The sequence below is a fragment of the Nonomuraea sp. NPDC050383 genome, from assembly GCF_044459125.1.
In the GTDB taxonomy this organism is placed as follows: domain Bacteria; phylum Actinomycetota; class Actinomycetes; order Streptosporangiales; family Streptosporangiaceae; genus Nonomuraea.
This window is the reverse complement of the sequence record NZ_JBITIP010000002.1, coordinates 702,966-717,579: the sequence shown is the minus strand read 5'-3', so window position 1 is coordinate 717,579 and position 14,614 is coordinate 702,966. Positions and strand designations below refer to the sequence as shown.

Annotated in this window: 12 protein-coding genes; 4 read left to right on the top strand and 8 right to left on the bottom strand. The window is 70.9% G+C overall.

The genetic code is table 11. From position 1 onward, the window contains the following. From ACIBG4_RS07980 to ACIBG4_RS07970, 3 genes are all read right to left on the bottom strand, one after another. Complete coding sequence (locus ACIBG4_RS07980) at window positions 1-858, bottom strand: alpha/beta fold hydrolase (protein WP_397201185.1); 858 nt, start codon at window positions 856-858, stop codon at window positions 1-3. Window positions 859-950: 92 nt separating this feature from the next. After that, window positions 951-1,976 carry a cytochrome d ubiquinol oxidase subunit II gene (locus ACIBG4_RS07975; RefSeq protein WP_397201184.1) on the bottom strand — a complete coding sequence of 342 codons (1,026 nt, stop codon included), beginning with the start codon at window positions 1,974-1,976 and terminating at the stop codon, window positions 951-953. Between the two features lie 2 nt (window positions 1,977-1,978). Continuing rightward, window positions 1,979-3,382, bottom strand: coding sequence for a cytochrome ubiquinol oxidase subunit I (locus ACIBG4_RS07970; RefSeq protein WP_397201183.1), 1,404 nt, complete (start codon window positions 3,380-3,382; stop codon window positions 1,979-1,981). A gap of 329 nt (window positions 3,383-3,711) precedes the next feature. On the opposite strand from ACIBG4_RS07970, the gene ACIBG4_RS07965 reads away from it, so the two are divergent. After that, the gene (locus ACIBG4_RS07965) at window positions 3,712-4,875 is read left to right on the top strand and encodes a glycerophosphodiester phosphodiesterase (RefSeq protein ID WP_397201182.1); all 1,164 of its coding nucleotides are present in this window, start codon (window positions 3,712-3,714) and stop codon (window positions 4,873-4,875) included. 57 nt (window positions 4,876-4,932) lie between these two features. Here ACIBG4_RS07965 and ACIBG4_RS07960 read toward each other — a convergent pair whose 3' ends face one another. Next, on the bottom strand, window positions 4,933-5,751 hold the full coding sequence (locus ACIBG4_RS07960; protein ID WP_397201181.1) for an alpha/beta fold hydrolase: 819 nt from the start codon (window positions 5,749-5,751) through the stop codon (window positions 4,933-4,935). A gap of 210 nt (window positions 5,752-5,961) precedes the next feature. On the opposite strand from ACIBG4_RS07960, the gene ACIBG4_RS07955 reads away from it, so the two are divergent. Then, complete coding sequence (locus ACIBG4_RS07955) at window positions 5,962-7,497, top strand: aldehyde dehydrogenase family protein (RefSeq protein WP_397201180.1); 1,536 nt, start codon at window positions 5,962-5,964, stop codon at window positions 7,495-7,497. A 215-nt stretch (window positions 7,498-7,712) separates the two neighbouring features. Here the strand turns inward: ACIBG4_RS07955 and glnII are convergent, their stop codons facing one another. The 3 genes from glnII to ACIBG4_RS07940 form a co-directional block, all read right to left on the bottom strand. After that, a complete protein-coding gene (glnII, locus tag ACIBG4_RS07950; RefSeq protein ID WP_310716216.1) occupies window positions 7,713-8,732 on the bottom strand; it encodes a glutamine synthetase in 1,020 nt (339 codons plus the stop codon). A 166-nt stretch (window positions 8,733-8,898) separates the two neighbouring features. Further along, window positions 8,899-11,892, bottom strand: a complete 2,994-nt coding sequence (locus ACIBG4_RS07945; protein WP_397201179.1) for an AAA family ATPase — start codon at window positions 11,890-11,892, stop codon at window positions 8,899-8,901. Between the two features lie 10 nt (window positions 11,893-11,902). Then, window positions 11,903-12,580 (bottom strand): hypothetical protein, encoded by a 678-nt coding sequence (locus ACIBG4_RS07940; RefSeq protein ID WP_310716220.1) that lies wholly within the window; start codon window positions 12,578-12,580, stop codon window positions 11,903-11,905. Between the two features lie 253 nt (window positions 12,581-12,833). Between ACIBG4_RS07940 and ACIBG4_RS07935 the strand changes: the two genes are divergently transcribed. After that, window positions 12,834-13,157 carry a carboxymuconolactone decarboxylase family protein gene (locus ACIBG4_RS07935; protein ID WP_397201178.1) on the top strand — a complete coding sequence of 108 codons (324 nt, stop codon included), beginning with the start codon at window positions 12,834-12,836 and terminating at the stop codon, window positions 13,155-13,157. A 42-nt stretch (window positions 13,158-13,199) separates the two neighbouring features. Here ACIBG4_RS07935 and ACIBG4_RS07930 read toward each other — a convergent pair whose 3' ends face one another. Further along, window positions 13,200-13,814 (bottom strand): urea carboxylase-associated family protein, encoded by a 615-nt coding sequence (locus ACIBG4_RS07930; protein WP_355442163.1) that lies wholly within the window; start codon window positions 13,812-13,814, stop codon window positions 13,200-13,202. Window positions 13,815-13,941: 127 nt separating this feature from the next. Between ACIBG4_RS07930 and ACIBG4_RS07925 the strand changes: the two genes are divergently transcribed. Next, window positions 13,942-14,592 (top strand): TetR/AcrR family transcriptional regulator, encoded by a 651-nt coding sequence (locus ACIBG4_RS07925; RefSeq protein ID WP_397201177.1) that lies wholly within the window; start codon window positions 13,942-13,944, stop codon window positions 14,590-14,592. Window positions 14,593-14,614: the final 22 nt, after the last annotated feature.

The window sequence follows — 14,614 nt, the reverse complement described above, 5'->3', positions numbered from 1 at the left end:
TCACGACACCCGGGCCGGCAGGCGGGACTCCAGCCAGGGGCGCAGGATCGGCAGGACGGCACCCGGCTGCATGGCGCCGGTGTGGTCGAGGCCGTCCAGCACCCGCACCTCCCACCCGAGCGACTCCATCTCGTCCCGCCGTCCGGTGAACGGGCCGGCGATGTCCACGATGACGCCGCCCCACCGCTCGTCGTACTGGATCACGTCGGCGGAGCCGGCGAAGCACAGCCGGGGGCAGGTGACCCGCGACTGCACGGCCAGGTCGTCGAACCCGCGCAGTTCCTCGTACAGGGTGACGAACTGCTGCGTCTGGCCGGGCGTCATCGTCACCTTCACCTTGGACCAGTCGCCCGGCTCCCCGGGCTCACCGTCCGGCTCCTCGGGGGCCGGGTCGGTCGCCATCGTGTGGGTGGCGGTGGTGACGGCCAGCATCGCCGCGTACGGGCCGCCGATCGGCGGGTAGCCGCCCATGACGAGCGCGGACAGCCGGTCGGTGCGGACGGCGAGCTGGAGACCGCTGAGCGCGAGCCAGGAGTAGCCGTAGTACGCGAACCGGTCGGCCCCGGCGGCGTCGGCCACGGCCAGCACGTCGGCGGCCACGTTGGCGGGGGTGAGCGTGTCCGGCTTGGGCTGGGCCAGGACATGGCCCTCGTAGTCGAACGCGACGACCGTGAAGCGGTCCGCCAGCCCGTCGATGAGGGTGCGGCCCAGCGCGGGGTCCGCGCCCCACTTGCGCATCTCCTCCGCCTGCGGGCCCTCGACGGGACGGGGGTTCACGGGCAGGAGCACGGCGGGGCCGTCGCCCTCGATCTCGACGTCGATCTCGGCTCCGTCGTGGAGCGTCACCCGGGTGGTCATCCGGTTCACCTCTGATTCCTTATGGCATAAAGAGTTACCCGACAGAGGATAGCTTATGGCGTAAGGAGAAGGATGAGCCGGCGGGAAGGTACCTAACTCCCGGCCTGCTCCCGGTCCTTGCCGGCCGTGTGCCCGCGCTGGAACGTCGCGTACAGCCACCACAGCGACGGCACCAGCAGCACCGCCCCGACGGCCAGGGCGCCGAGGCTGGCCGCCAGCACCGTCCCGGTGGCCGCCGCCTCCCGCAGCGTCACGCCCGGCAGCAGCACCGGGTACTGCCCCACGCCCCACCCCCACAGCAGCCCCACCACGGCCAGCGCGCCGGTGATCCGTACCGCCAGATAGCGGCGCAGCCACAGCAGCGGCAGCGACGCCACCCCGGCCACCACCGACAGCACCAGGAACGGCAGCGCCCGGCCGGAGGTCAGCTCGGCGAACAGGCGCGGCGCGTCGGCGTGCAGCACCAGCAGCCCCGCTGCCGACAGCACGCCCACGACCAGGCCGGTCACCAGGGCCCGGCGCCGGAACTCCTCCGCCAGGTCCTTCTGCCCGGTGCGCTCGGCGTCGCGGGTCAGGTAGCACGCGGCCAGGTACGCGGCAGTGCCGACGGCCAGCGCGCCCGCCACCAGCGACGTCGGGTTCGCCCAGCTCGTCACCAGGTCGCCCTGGGCGATGCCCGGGGGCACCCGGCCGGAGGCGATGGCGCCCGCCACCGTTCCCAGGAAGAACGGCGTGACGACGGACGAGAACGCGAACGTCGCCCCGAACAGCCGCTGCTGCCACAGCTCCGTGGACGCCTTGCGGAAGGCGAAGGCCGCGCCCCGGGCGATGATGCCGAGCGCCGCGAGCGTCAACGGGATGTACAGGGTGGAGGCGACGGCCGCGAACACCGACGGGACGCCCGTCCACATCAGCACGAGCACGAAGATCAGCCAGACGTGGTTGGCCTCCCAGACGGGACCGATGGAGTGCTCCACCAGCTCCCGGCTGCGGCGGCCCGTGGCGGCCCCGCCGGCCAGCAGGTCCCACACGCCGCCGCCGAAGTCGGCTCCGGCGAACAGCACGTACGCCGTCAGCCCGATCCACAGCACCGCGAGCATGATCTCCGGCAGTGGCATGGTCAGACGACCTTGTAGCCGGAGACGTCGGGCTCCTGCGGCGCGACGGGCACCGGCACGTCACGCGCCAGCCGCCGCAGCACGTACACGGTGGCGACGGTCAGCACCACGTACACCGCCGTGACCAGGACGAAGCCGTACACCAGGCCGGGCGCCGGGTTCACGGCGTCGGCGGTGCGCAGCACGCGGAAGACGATCCAGGGCTGCCGCCCCACCTCGGTGACGACCCAGCCGGCCTCCAGCGCCAGCACCGCCGCCACCCCCGACAGCGCCGCGGCGCGCGCGAACCACACCGTGCGCGGCGGCTCACGCCGCCTCCACCAGGACATGGCCAGCCACGCGGCGAGCAGCAGCAGCGCCATGCCCATGCCCACCATGATCTGGAACGCCCAGTGGACGATGTTGACGGGCGGCCGGTCGCCGGGCGGGACCACGTTCAGGCCCTGGATGGCGGCGCCGGGATTCCAGTGGGCGAGCAGCGACAGCCCGTACGGGATCTCCAGGGCGTACCTGAGCTCGCCGTCGACGGCGATCCCGCCCAGGTGCAGCGGCACACCGCGCCCCGACGCGAAGACGCCCTCCATGGCGGCCAGCTTGACGGGCTGGTTGTCGGCCACGAAGTGCGCCGCCCAGTCGCCCACACCGATCTGGAACGGCGTGACGATCCCCGCCACGGTCAGCGGCAGCAGCAGGCCGACCCGGTGGTAGCGGTCATGCCGTCCGCGCAGCATGGCCACGGCGTACACGCTCGCCATGCCGTACCCGGCGACCATGAACGCGGCCAGGATCATGTGCACGGTCTGCGGCGGCGTCGCCGGGTTGAACATCGCCGCCCACGGGTTCACCGCCACCACCCGGCCGTCGCGCAGGAGGAATCCGGTCGGCTGCTGCATCCAGGCGTTCGCGGTGACGACGAAGAACGCGCTGGCCACACCCGCGATGACGATCGGCACGCCGGACAGCATGTGCGCGACGGGCGGCATCCGGTCCCAGGCGTACAGGTAGATGCCCAGGAAGATCGCCTCGATGAAGAACGCGATGCCCTCCAGCGAGAACGGCAGCCCGATGACCTCGCCGTACGTTCCCATCATCCCCGGCCACAGCAGGCCCATCTCGAACGACAGGATGGTGCCGGAGACGGCGCCCACGGCGAACAGCACGCCCATGGCCCGCGCCCACCGCCGGGCCAGCAGCCGGTAGTGGACGTCACCGGTGCGGTGCCCCCGCCACTCGGCCAGCAGGGTGATCGCCGGCATGCCCACGCCGAAGCAGGCGAGGATGATGTGCCAGCCCAGGGAGAGCGCCATCTGCATCCGCGCGGCCCCCAGATCGGCCGTGCTCGCGGCGGTCTGCTTCAGGGCCGTCCCGGCGGCATCGCTCACGGTGGCGAGAAGGGGAGCGACCATGTGTCATCTCCTGCTGGGAAGGGACCGGCCCCGGACACCCTGATCCCTATCCCGCCAGCGACCTGCGACACCGTCATGCTGCGGTTTTTGCCGTCCCCCCGCGCCCCGCTGACGGAGCGAGCCCCGTCAGCCGGGGCGGCGGAGGGTGCGGCGCACGGCCAGGCCGCCGAAGGCCACCGACGCAGTTGCCGAACGAGGAGTCGACCCCCGCCCGGAACACCGAGAAATTTCGCTGATATTGCGCCATAGCCGTATTTCGGTCCTTACCATAATCGGCGGCGGTGATCACCGGTGAGAGTCTCCGGTGCCGACACCGCAGGGAGTCCCACGTGCGAAAGATCGCAGTCACCACTGCCACCACCCTGGCCGTCCTCGTTCCGCTCGCCGGAGCGGCCGCCGCCCCGGCCGCCGCCGAGCCCGCGGCCGACCGGTCCAAGGTCGTCGTCATCGGCCACCGCGGCGCGGCGGGTCACCGCCCCGAGCACACGCAGGGCGGATACGAGCTGGCCGTGGCCATGGGCGCCGACTGGATCGAGCCCGACCTGGTGCCGACCAAGGACCACGTCCTGGTCGTCAGGCACGAGAACGAGATCTCCGGCACCACCGACGTGTCGCTGCGCCCCGAGTTCGCCGCGCGCAGGACCACCAAGGTCGTCGACGGGCGCGACGTGACCGGGTGGTTCACCGAGGACTTCACGCTGGCCGAGCTGAAGACGCTGCGCGCGGTCGAGCGGCTGCCCGCGATCCGCCAGCGCAACACCGTCTACAACGGCTACTACCCGGTGCTGACGTTCCAGGAGGTGCTCGACCTGGCCAAGCGGCTCTCCCGCCAGTACGGCCGGCAGGTCGGCGTCTTCCCCGAGACCAAGCATCCGACGTACTTCAGGTCGATCGGGCTGCCGCTGGAGGAGCCGCTGATCGAGACCGTCAAGCGCAACGGGCTCGACCGGCCGAACAGCCCGGTGGTGGTGCAGTCGTTCGAGCCGTCCAGCCTGAAGCGGGTGGCCAAGGAGCTGCGCGTGCCGCTGTGGCAGGCGCTCGGCACCACGGGCCGGCCGTACGACCTGACGGCGGCCGGGGACCCGACGACGTACGCGGACATGATGAAGCCCGAGGGGCTGGCGAAGATCGCCCAGTACGCCCGGTGGATCGGGCCGGACAAGTCGTCGGCGATCCCGGTCAACCCGGATGGCGGATGGGGCACCCCGACGACGCTGGTGTCGGACGCGCACAAGGCGGGGCTCAAGATCGGCGTGTACACGTTCCGCAGCGAGAACCAGTACCTGCCCCTGCAACTGCGCCGCGGTCAGGCGCCGACCGACCACGGCGACGCGCTGGCGGAGTACCGCGCCCACCTGGACCTGGGCGTGGATGCCTTCGTCACCGACTACCCCGACGCCGCCGTCCTGGCGAAGTCCGAGCGCGGCAAGCCGAACAAGCTCGTGCAGCCGCAGCAGTTCGACAACGGCCTGCCGGACGAGGGCCGGGAGTAGCCGGCCAGGGGCCGCCTTCCCCGTGGAGGCGGCCTCCTCGCGCGGCGTCCTGGCGGGTCACCGGCCCGTGATGAAGGCGAGCAGGTCGTCGTTGAGCTGGTCCCGGTGGCTGACGAACAGGCCGTGGCCGGCGGTGGGGTACTCGTGGTAGACGGCACCGGGGATGAGCTTGGCGGTGCGGCGGCCGGTGACGTCGATCGGGGCGGAGAAGTCCGCGGCGCCGTGGACGACCAGCGTCGGGACGTTGATCTCCGGCAGGGTGGCCCGGTGGTCGAAGTTGACCACGTTCCGCTGGCTCTCGCGCACCGCCCACGGCGAGACCTCCAGGCACTGACGCATGGTGAACTCGACCTGCGCCGGGGAGACGTCGTTGCCCAGGTGGGTGGCGAAGAACGCCTGAGCCTGGCGGGCCAGCCACTTGGGCCGGTCGGCGTCGAGCGAGGCGATCGACGCGTCCAGGATGGCGCCGGGGATTCCCTCGGGGTGGTCGTCGGTCTGCCGCATGAACGGCAGCATGGCGGAGACGAGGGCGATCCGCGCGATCCGCTCGTCGCCGTGCCGGTGCAGGTACCGGGCGATCTCGGCGCCGCCCATCGAGTGGCCCACCAAGGTCACTTCGCGCAGGTCGAGACGCTCGATCAGCACGGCGAGATCGTCGGCCGCCGTGTCCAAGTCGTAACCGGTGCTGGGCCGGTCGGAGCGACCGTGCCCGCGCCGGTCCAGGGCGATGCAGCGGTAGCCGCGCTCCACGAAGTACGGGATCTGGTACTCCCACATGTCGGAGCAGAGCATCGCACTGGCGACGAACACGATCGGCCGGCCCTGGCCGTAGTCCTCGTACGCCAGCCTGGTCCCGTCATTCGTCTCGAAGAACATCTCATTGCCCCCAATGTCTGGCGTGGGTGGTTCTGCGCTGCTGATGGGTAAAGTCTCGCGGGGCGGAGGTAGCACTGCCAATTACGTCCCAGGTAAGCGACCTTGGTGGATTTTCGAACCGGGCCCGCGAACGCGGACCCGCGGGGGTCCGCCTTGGGTTTTCTGCGGCGGGATGATTGTCTGGCCGTAGGAACTTTGAGGAGGGCACCGGTGACCCGTCAGATCGTCTCCGTCGTGGGTGGCAAGGACGCCGCCAGCGCGAGCACGTACCAGTCGACCAACCCCGCGCGCACCGGCGAGGTCGTGGCGAGCGTCGGGATGGCCGACGCCGACACGTTCGCCGCCGCCTGCCGGACCGCCAAGGAGGCGCAGCGCGAGTGGGCCAAGGTGCCCGCGCCGGTGCGCGGGCGGGTGATCGCGTCCATCGGGCGGCTGGTCGAGGCCAACGCCGAGAGCCTGGCCCGGCTGGTCACCGAGGAGATCGGCAAGCCGTACGCCGAGGCGCTGGGCGAGGTGCGGGAGATCGTCGACACGTGCGACTTCTTCCTCGGCGAGGGCCGCCGGCTGTACGGGCAGACCGTGCCGTCGGAGATGCCGGACAAGAACCTGTTCACCTTCCGCAACCCGGTGGGCGTGGCGGCGGTGATCACCGCGGGCAACTTCCCGGTCGCCGTGCCGTCCTGGTACCTGGTGCCGGCCCTGCTGTGCGGCAACGCCGTGGTGTGGAAGCCGGCCGAGTACGCGGCCGCGTCCGGGCATGCCCTGTACCGGCTGTTCGCCGCGTCCGGCCTGCCCGACGGGGTGCTCAACGTGGTGTTCGCCGACGGCGCCGAGACGTTCGGCGGGCTGGAGCGGGCGCTGGAGGAGGGGACGGTGCAGAAGGTCGGGTTCACCGGCTCCAGCGAGGTCGGGCGGAAGGTGGGCGAGCTCACCGGGCGCCACCTGCAGTCGGCGTGCCTGGAGCTGGGCGGCAAGAACCCGATGGTGATCATGCCGGACGCCGAGCTGGATCTCGCGGTCGAGGGCGCCCTGTTCTCCGGGTTCGGCACGGCCGGCCAGCGCTGCACCAGCCTCGGCACGGTGATCGTGCACGAGAGCGTCCACGACGAGTTCGTGGAGCGGTTCGCCGCGGCGGTGCGGGAGGCCAGGATCGGCGAGCCGGACCAGGACGTGCTGGCGGGCCCGCTCCTCGACCAGAAGTTCGCCGACCGGTACGAGGAGTACCTGACCTGGATCCAGCCCCACCATCGGGTCGTCACCGGCGAGACCGGACGGATCACCGCGGACAGCGCGCGTCAGGACTTCACCGGCAAGGGCGGGCTGTACTACCACCCGGTCGTGGTCGACGGGGTGCGGCCGGAGGACCGGCTGTTCCTGGAGGAGACGTTCGGCCCGATCGTCGGCGTGACGACGTTCCGGACCCTGGACGAGGCGATCGAGCTGGCGAACCTGCCCGGTTACGGCCTGTCCAGCTCCATCTACACGACCGACGCCCGGCACGCGTTCCGCTTCCGCGAGGGCGTCTCGGCGGGCATGGTCAGCGTCAACAACTCCACGTCCGGGGCGGAGGCGCACCTGCCGTTCGGCGGCAACGGCAAGTCCGGCAACGGCAGCCGCCAGTCGGGCATGTGGGTGCTGGAGCAGTTCACCCGCTGGCAGGCGATGAACTGGGACCACTCGGGCCGCCTGCAGAAGGCCCAGATGGACGTCGCCGACATCACCCCCGACCTGGACTTCCGCCTCTAGACCGCCGGCGGAGGACCCTCCCGTAAGAAAAAGCCGGGAAGAAAGCCACTCCGCCGCGGGCGTCGGCCTGCGCGGCGGAGTGGCTCCGTGTCACGATGGGCGGTGCCCCGATTACCGTACGGCGTCGAGAGGCGACGGTACGCAGTCGGACAACGCGGGAACGCGGGCCCCATCGGGGGTGCCCGCGTTCCCTGAGATCAGCGTCGTGTCACCGGTCAGACGAGGCCGGCCTTCTCCAGCGCCGCGCAGCAGGTGTTCACCAGCAGGCGGGTGACCACGTACGGGTCGATGTTGGCGTTGGGGCGACGGTCCTCGATGTAGCCCTTCTTGTCCACCTCGACCTGCCACGGGATGCGCACGGAGGCGCCGCGGTTGGACACGCCGTAGCTGTACTTGTTCCACGGGGCGGTCTCGTGGTGGCCGGTCAGGCGCAGCTCGATGTCGGCGCCGTACTGGGAGACGTGCTCCATCGGCTTGTCGCCCTCGCCGAGCGACTCGCACGCGACGATGATCGCGTCGTAGTTCTCGCGCATCGCCTTGGTGGAGAAGTTGGTGTGCGCGCCGGCGCCGTTCCAGTCGCCGCGGGCGGGCTTGGCGTCGAGGGTGGCCTCCACGCCGAACTCCTCGGCCGTCCGGTAGAGCAGGTAACGGGCGACCCACAGGTGGTCGGCGACCTCGACGGGGCCCGCCGGGCCGACCTGGAACTCCCACTGGCCGGGCATGACCTCGGCGTTGATGCCGGAGATCGCGAGGCCGGCGGCCAGGCAGCGGTCGAGGTGCAGCTCGACGATCTCGCGGCCGAACACGGCCTCGGCGCCGACGCCGCAGTAGTAGTGGCCCTGCGGGGCGGGGAAGCCACCCTCGGGGAAGCCGAGCGGGCGGCTGCCCTTGAAGAAGGTGTACTCCTGCTCGATGCCGAACCAGGACTCCTGGCCGGCGTACTGCTCGGCGATGGGACGCAGCAGGGCGCGGGTGTTGCTCTTGTGCGGGGTGCCGTCGATCTCCTCGACCTCGCACAGCACGAGGATGTGGTCACCGCCGCGGATCGGGTCCGGGTAGGTGGACACCGGGCGCAGCACCCGGTCGGAGGAGTGACCCACGGCCTGGTTGGTGCTGGAGCCGTCGAATCCCCACACGGGCGGCTCGGCGCCATCGGCAAGGATCTTCGTCTTCGAGCGCAGCAGGGCGGTGGGCTCGGTGCCGTCGATCCAGATGTACTCAGCCTTGTAGCTCACGAACGGTCCTTTCGGGGTTTCTCTCAGCCGCGCCGAGTCTTGCGGACGGCCGTTTCCCGCTTTTTGCCCGAATGTGAACGTCGTGTTAAGTGACACCGATCCGCATCGCCACTTGTGAGGGCATGCGGACGTGCCGGGCAGGAGGTCTCCCGCCCGGCCCGGCGCTTCAGTTGCGCGGGTCCCTCCCGTTCACGCCGTCGTAGCCGAGCAGGCGCATGGCGGTGTCCGGGTCCATGGCGGCGGCCAGGAGCTGCGCTCGGGCGTGCGCGTGGTCGCGCTCGCGCTCGGCCTTGACCTGGGCCGCCCGCATGCCGCGGACCGCCACGAGCGCGAGGCCGATGCCGACGATCACGGCCACCACGACGACGAACACGATGAGCAGCAACCCCGGCGAGGCGACCCCCGTCCCCTTGCCGCCGCCGGTGGGCGGCGCCATGCCTGTCAGGGCGAGCCCGACGAGCAGGACGAGCGTCACCAGCGCGAGCAGGCTCGTGACCAGCACCCAGCCCCGGCCGCGCGGCCCGCGCTGCGGCGTGGGAACGGGGCCGGCCAGGGACGCGGGGGCCGCCGGAGGATCGCCGGCCGGCACCGGAGCCGACAGCGGGGTGGCCACGGGGGCGGCGGCCGGCGCGGGCTCCGGCGCCCACGGCACGAACTCCGGCCGCCCGTCCGCCGAGATCGCGGCGGCCGCAGCGGAAGCAGGAGGCGCAGAGGAAGCAGGGGGCACTGTCTGGATGACGGGTGTCCCCGAGGGGGCGTTCTGCAGGATCTGACCCGTGACCACCTCCCCGGCGCCCGTCGGCTCCGCGACCCCCGGCAGGTCCCGGTCGATGCGGCTGTGCTCCTTGTGCGCCCGTGCCGCCTCCAGGTGGTACTCCTCCAGCTCCTGGTACAGCTCGTCCGAGGCGTAGACCGTGCCGTTGATGATCGGCCCGGGGCGCCGCTCGACGATGGCCACCACGTCGTCGCCGTTGAGGGTCTTGTGGGTCTCCAGGGCGTGCGCCACGCACAGCACGTCGCGCCGGTGCTCCTCCAGCAGCCGCTCGGTCCGCTCCAGCAGCCGTACGAGGTTGAACTCGATGCGCTCCCCCAGCACGTCGGGCGTCAGCTCGGGCCTGCCCCTGGGGGGCTCCTGGTCGGCGATGCCGGTGGGACCGCCGTCGCGCCGCGGCATGGCCTTGCCGCCCATGATCTCCAGCTCCTGGAGGGCGGGCAGCGAGGTGACCCCGGAGCCCATGCCCCAGTGGGACTCCATGAGCGCGGTGAGGTAGGTCGCCGAGTGCAGGTCGCCGGACACGCCGGAGGAGTTGTCCTGGCCGAAGAACATCCGCTCGCCGGCCAGGGAGGCCAGGGAGACCATGATGTCGGCCTCGTACTCGGACTTCCACCGGGTGAACTGGTCCTCCGGCTTGATGGAGGCCACCATGCCGAGGTAGTCGGCGCCCTTCTCGATGGTGGCGATGTCGATCTCCAGGTGGAAGCGGGTGACGTAGGCGACGACGGCGTGGCAGGCCTCGTGGACCGCGACCGCGTGCCGTTCCCGCTCGATGTACTCGACGTCCTCGGGCGGGCCGAGCTGCTTGAGTCGCTTGGCGCGCAGCACGTCGGACCAGGTGATGACCTCGCGCTCGTCACGGATGGCGGTGATGAGCGACTCGTTGACCAGGTCCTTGATGGTGGCGCCGGTGGCGTACGGGGTGATGGTGGCGAGCTTGTCGATCTGCTCGGGGGTCAGCTCGTGCTCGACCTTGTCGAAGTAGCCCTGGTAGGTGCGCAGCCGCCCCGCCTTGGACGGGTAGCCCACCTTGTAGATGCGGTCGATGCGGCCGGGGCGCAGCAGCGCCTCGTCGAGCGCGTCGGGCCGGTTGGTGGCCATCATGACGAGGATGCGGTACTTGGGCGGCGGCTTGGGCCGCATGCCGAGCAGTCGGCGGACGAGGCGGTTGAAGAAGCCGCGCGGCTTCTTGAGCCCGGACAGCTCGGTGAGCAGCGCCTGGAGGGTGCCGGGGTCGCCGCTGTTCAGGCCGCCGCCCATGACGAAGCGGTTGCGGGCGCCGGGCTCGTCGGGCTCGCGGCCGCGGCGGAAGGCCAGGACGGAGCGGGTCTCCTCGGACAGGTAGCCGAGGCCGTGGCAGTCCGCCGCGCCGGAGAACGCCGACCAGCCGCCGCCCTGGCCGGGCGGTCCCTGCACGGCGAGCCGGCCGCGTTTGCCGAGCGAGTCGGCCTCGTCGAAGACGACGATCACGCCGCCGTACCGCAGGGCGAGCTTGCGCAGCTTGCGGAACAGCGTCTTGACCTTGAGGATGCCGATGCCCATGAACATGTTGGTGAACGCGCCGGGGTCCACGAACACGTACGGCTTGCCGGTCTCCCCCGCGACCGCCTCGGCCATGAGCGTCTTGCCGGTCCCGGGCGGCCCCCACAGCAGCAGGCCGCTGGGGACGTACCCGCCGCGCTCCTCGATCTCGCCGGGCCGTTCGAGGAAGACGATGTTCTCGCGGACGCGCTCGACGACGTGGTCCTGGCCCCACACGTCGGCGAAGCGGGTCTTGATGTCGTCGGGGAAGTACGTCTCGACGCCGCCGCGCGACAGGAACCAGAACATGCCGACGAACTGGATGATGACCACGAAGAACAGGAAGACGATCTGGAGCAGGAACGGCAGCGCCTGGAACACCAGCGCGGGGGCCCGGAACAGCGCGAGGAACGGGCTGGTCTCCAGGACGGCGCCGAGCACCAGCGCCACCAGCACGACCCAGAACACGATCTTGACAGCCCGGGAGATCCGGTACCGCGTCCAGTCGTCGAAACGGGTGAGCGCCCACCGCTCGAACCCGCCGAACACGCGGCGGCTCCAGAACCCGTGGTAGCGGGGCGAGCGCTCGCTGACGAGGAAGTGGAGCTGGCGCAGCGCCTCGGCGCCGAGCAGCCAGAAGATCCACTGATGCTCGTAGGCGATGGCCCGCATGGCCTCCGGGAAGGTGACGATGCCCTCGTAGTCGGCCATGGTCTTCCAGGACAGGACGAGGAAGGCCGCGCCCAGCCCGATGAGGAACTTGCTGCGGTCCCAGAACGGCATCCTCTTCCTGGTGACCGAGTCGGGGTCGGCCGGCCCGCTGCCGGGCGCGCGCAGCCCTTCGTGGTGCGTGGTGGTGGTCAACTGTGCCCCCTCATCCGGGCAGCCGGAGCAGTCTGAACGAGTCGGCGATCCTGTCGAACTCCGCGGCACGGGCCTGGAAGCAGATCGCCTGGCAGCCGATGAGCATGACGGAGACGGTGTCGCCCTGCTCGTCGAGGATGGCGGTGTGGTCGAAGGTCTGGACGTCCGCCCCGATCCGGTAGTTGAAGCGCACCCTGACGCCCCTGGCGCCCCGGTCGAAGGTGAGCACCTGGTCGCTGATCTGCTCGAACCCGGTGAACAGCGGCTGCCTGCCGGAGGCCGTGGCCTGCGCCTCGTACAGCTCGCGCACCCGGGCGGTCACCGGCAGGACGAAGTCGCGGAGCCGGTCTAGGGAGACCCCGTCGCGCTGCTCGTCGGTGAGCTGGTGGACGGTGGCGTAGACGAAGGGCTCGGTGGAGCCGAGCAGGTGGGTGACGTCCGGTTCGGTCGACTGGTCGAAGGCGACGGACCAGACGCGCCGGGACCGCTCCGCCTCGGCCTGGGAGCCGGGCTGCGTCCCGCTCAGGTAGAGGTCGATCTGGTGGGCGTCGAGCTGGGCGAACGAGGCGGGCACCTTGAAGTAGGTGGTGCCGTCACGGTCGCGCACGTAGGTGTAGTCGGGCTGCCCGCACGCGGACAGCATGAGGGCCGCGGCCATGAGCGCGACCCGGGCCCGTGCCGTTCTCACCGGGGGTTACCTCCGCTTGGCGGACCAACGCCGTTGTTGTGCCCGTTTTCAGGCGTGGTGAGCCGGATGTACGGTGAGAAATCTTGACCAGATCTTGGCCGGACCTTGGCTTCGGTCGTTACAGATCAGACAGAGCCGTGGTCAGGGCCACTCCCCAACGGTCACTGCCGTACAACGTTCGTGCAACCCCCCATTGGTTCCTCTCAGGAAGTGACGAAAGATATGAGGATCCCTCCGACTGGGGAGCGCACTCATGAAAGAACCGGTGATCGAGACCGTGGACTCCTACGGCATGACGGCCGAGCGTCAGTTCAGCGACCTGTGGTCGCGTGACGTGCTGTCGGTCAGGGACCGCCGCCTGCTGCTCCTCGGCCTGCTGGTCGGCCAGGGAATCGACGACCAGGCGGAGGTCCAGCTGGACGCCGCCCTGCGCACGAACCTGCTGTCGGAGGACGAGCTGCGCGAAGTCGTGGTCTTCATCACCCACTACGCGGGGTGGTCACGAGGGACCAGGCTGAACACCCAGGTGGAGGAGCTGATCGCCCGGGTGCGGGAGGAGGACCCGGGCCCCGCCTGAGCGCCGGCCGGCGCGGGGTTCGCCTCTCGCGTGGATGTCTGCTCAGTTCAGGGCGCTGACGTCCATCGCCAGCGACGTCGGCTCGCCGGCGTTGATGCCGACGAGGTCCTGGGGGCAGGCGGAGACCACGAACACGCAGTCCATGGCCGCCTCGAACGTGATGGCGTCCCCCGGACGGCTGAGGGCGGGCAGCCAGCTCAGCCGTCCGTCCTCGCCGACCGGGATCCGCATGAACACGTTGACCGGCTGCGGCGTGAAGGGGACGGACAACCCCATCGCGGCGACCGCGCGATGCAGGTTGTCCGCGCACGAAGGGTGGGAGGCCGTCGCGCCCAGTCCGGCGTACCGGGCCGGATCACAGGCCGCGATCAACATGTCGTGCCGGCCCGGAGAGGTGTCGGAGACGAGCGTGAGTATCGGTCGCCGCCGGTCGGTGACGAACGGCTCGCCCACCGCCGGGAACAACCGTTTCGTGGCGGCGCGCGTATGGGCGGCGCTAAGGTGCTCGGTCACGTCCTCGGCGGCGAAGGCGAACACGTCGCCGACCTGGCCGCCTTCCAGATCGACCACGCTCACGCGCTGCCCGGCGGCCAGCCGCGCCGCACGCGCTTCCCGCGCGGGGACGACCGTGCGCCCCGCGGCTGTCATGGCTTCCATGCCTCAAGGCAACCATCGGACAGCCCCGCGGGACCATGGACGTTCATCCAGCGTTCGATCCTGAAGCTGGCAGAACACACATCGCCGGCGAGGGACGTACGCTGTACGTGCGTCCATAGAATGAGCCATGACCACGTTGCCGCTGTCCAGGGCGCGCATCGTCGCGGCCGCGATCGACCTGATCGAGCGGGAGGGCGCCGACGCGGTGTCCATGCGGCGCATCGCGGCCGAGCTGGGCGTCGGCGTGATGTCCCTCTACAACCACGTGCCGACCAAGGACGCACTGCTCGACGGCGTGGCCGAGGCCGTGCTCAGCGAGATCCAGTTCACCGACGACCCGGACGCCGACTGGACCGACCGGGTCCGGATGCAGGCGCGCGCCTTCCGGCAGATCGCGCACCACTACCCGCGCTGCACCATGCTCGTGGTCAGCCGCCAGCTCCACTCCGCCGCCGGGCTGCTGCCGGTCGAGCGTGCCCTGGCCACGCTGCGCAGCGCCGGGTTCGACGGCCCGGACGCGGTGCGGGTGCTGCGGCTGTTCATCGCCTTCGTCGTGGGCTCGCTGCTGCGCGAGGTGGGGGTGACGCCGACGTTCGCGCCCACCGACCACCGGCACCTGGCCGGCGCGGAGGCCGCCGACCCGGCCCTGTTCCCGGAGGTGAGCGCCCTCGCGCCGCTGCTCGGCGCCTGCGACCACGAGGCCGAGTTCGCGTTCGGCGTGGAGCTGCTCATCCAGGCGATCACCGTGCATCCGGCACGCAGGGAGGGCACCCGCTGACACCGGGCGCCCTCCGCTCGGG

Coding starts and splice junctions, on each gene's coding strand:
- ACIBG4_RS07980 (WP_397201185.1), bottom strand. CDS start 858: ATGACCACCCGGGTGACGCTCCACGACGGAGCCGAGATCGACGTCGAG.
- ACIBG4_RS07975 (WP_397201184.1), bottom strand. CDS start 1,976: ATGCCACTGCCGGAGATCATGCTCGCGGTGCTGTGGATCGGGCTGACG.
- ACIBG4_RS07925 (WP_397201177.1), top strand. CDS start 13,942: ATGACCACGTTGCCGCTGTCCAGGGCGCGCATCGTCGCGGCCGCGATC.
- ACIBG4_RS07935 (WP_397201178.1), top strand. CDS start 12,834: ATGAAAGAACCGGTGATCGAGACCGTGGACTCCTACGGCATGACGGCC.
- ACIBG4_RS07930 (WP_355442163.1), bottom strand. CDS start 13,814: ATGGAAGCCATGACAGCCGCGGGGCGCACGGTCGTCCCCGCGCGGGAA.
- ACIBG4_RS07970 (WP_397201183.1), bottom strand. CDS start 3,382: ATGGTCGCTCCCCTTCTCGCCACCGTGAGCGATGCCGCCGGGACGGCC.
- ACIBG4_RS07960 (WP_397201181.1), bottom strand. CDS start 5,751: ATGTTCTTCGAGACGAATGACGGGACCAGGCTGGCGTACGAGGACTAC.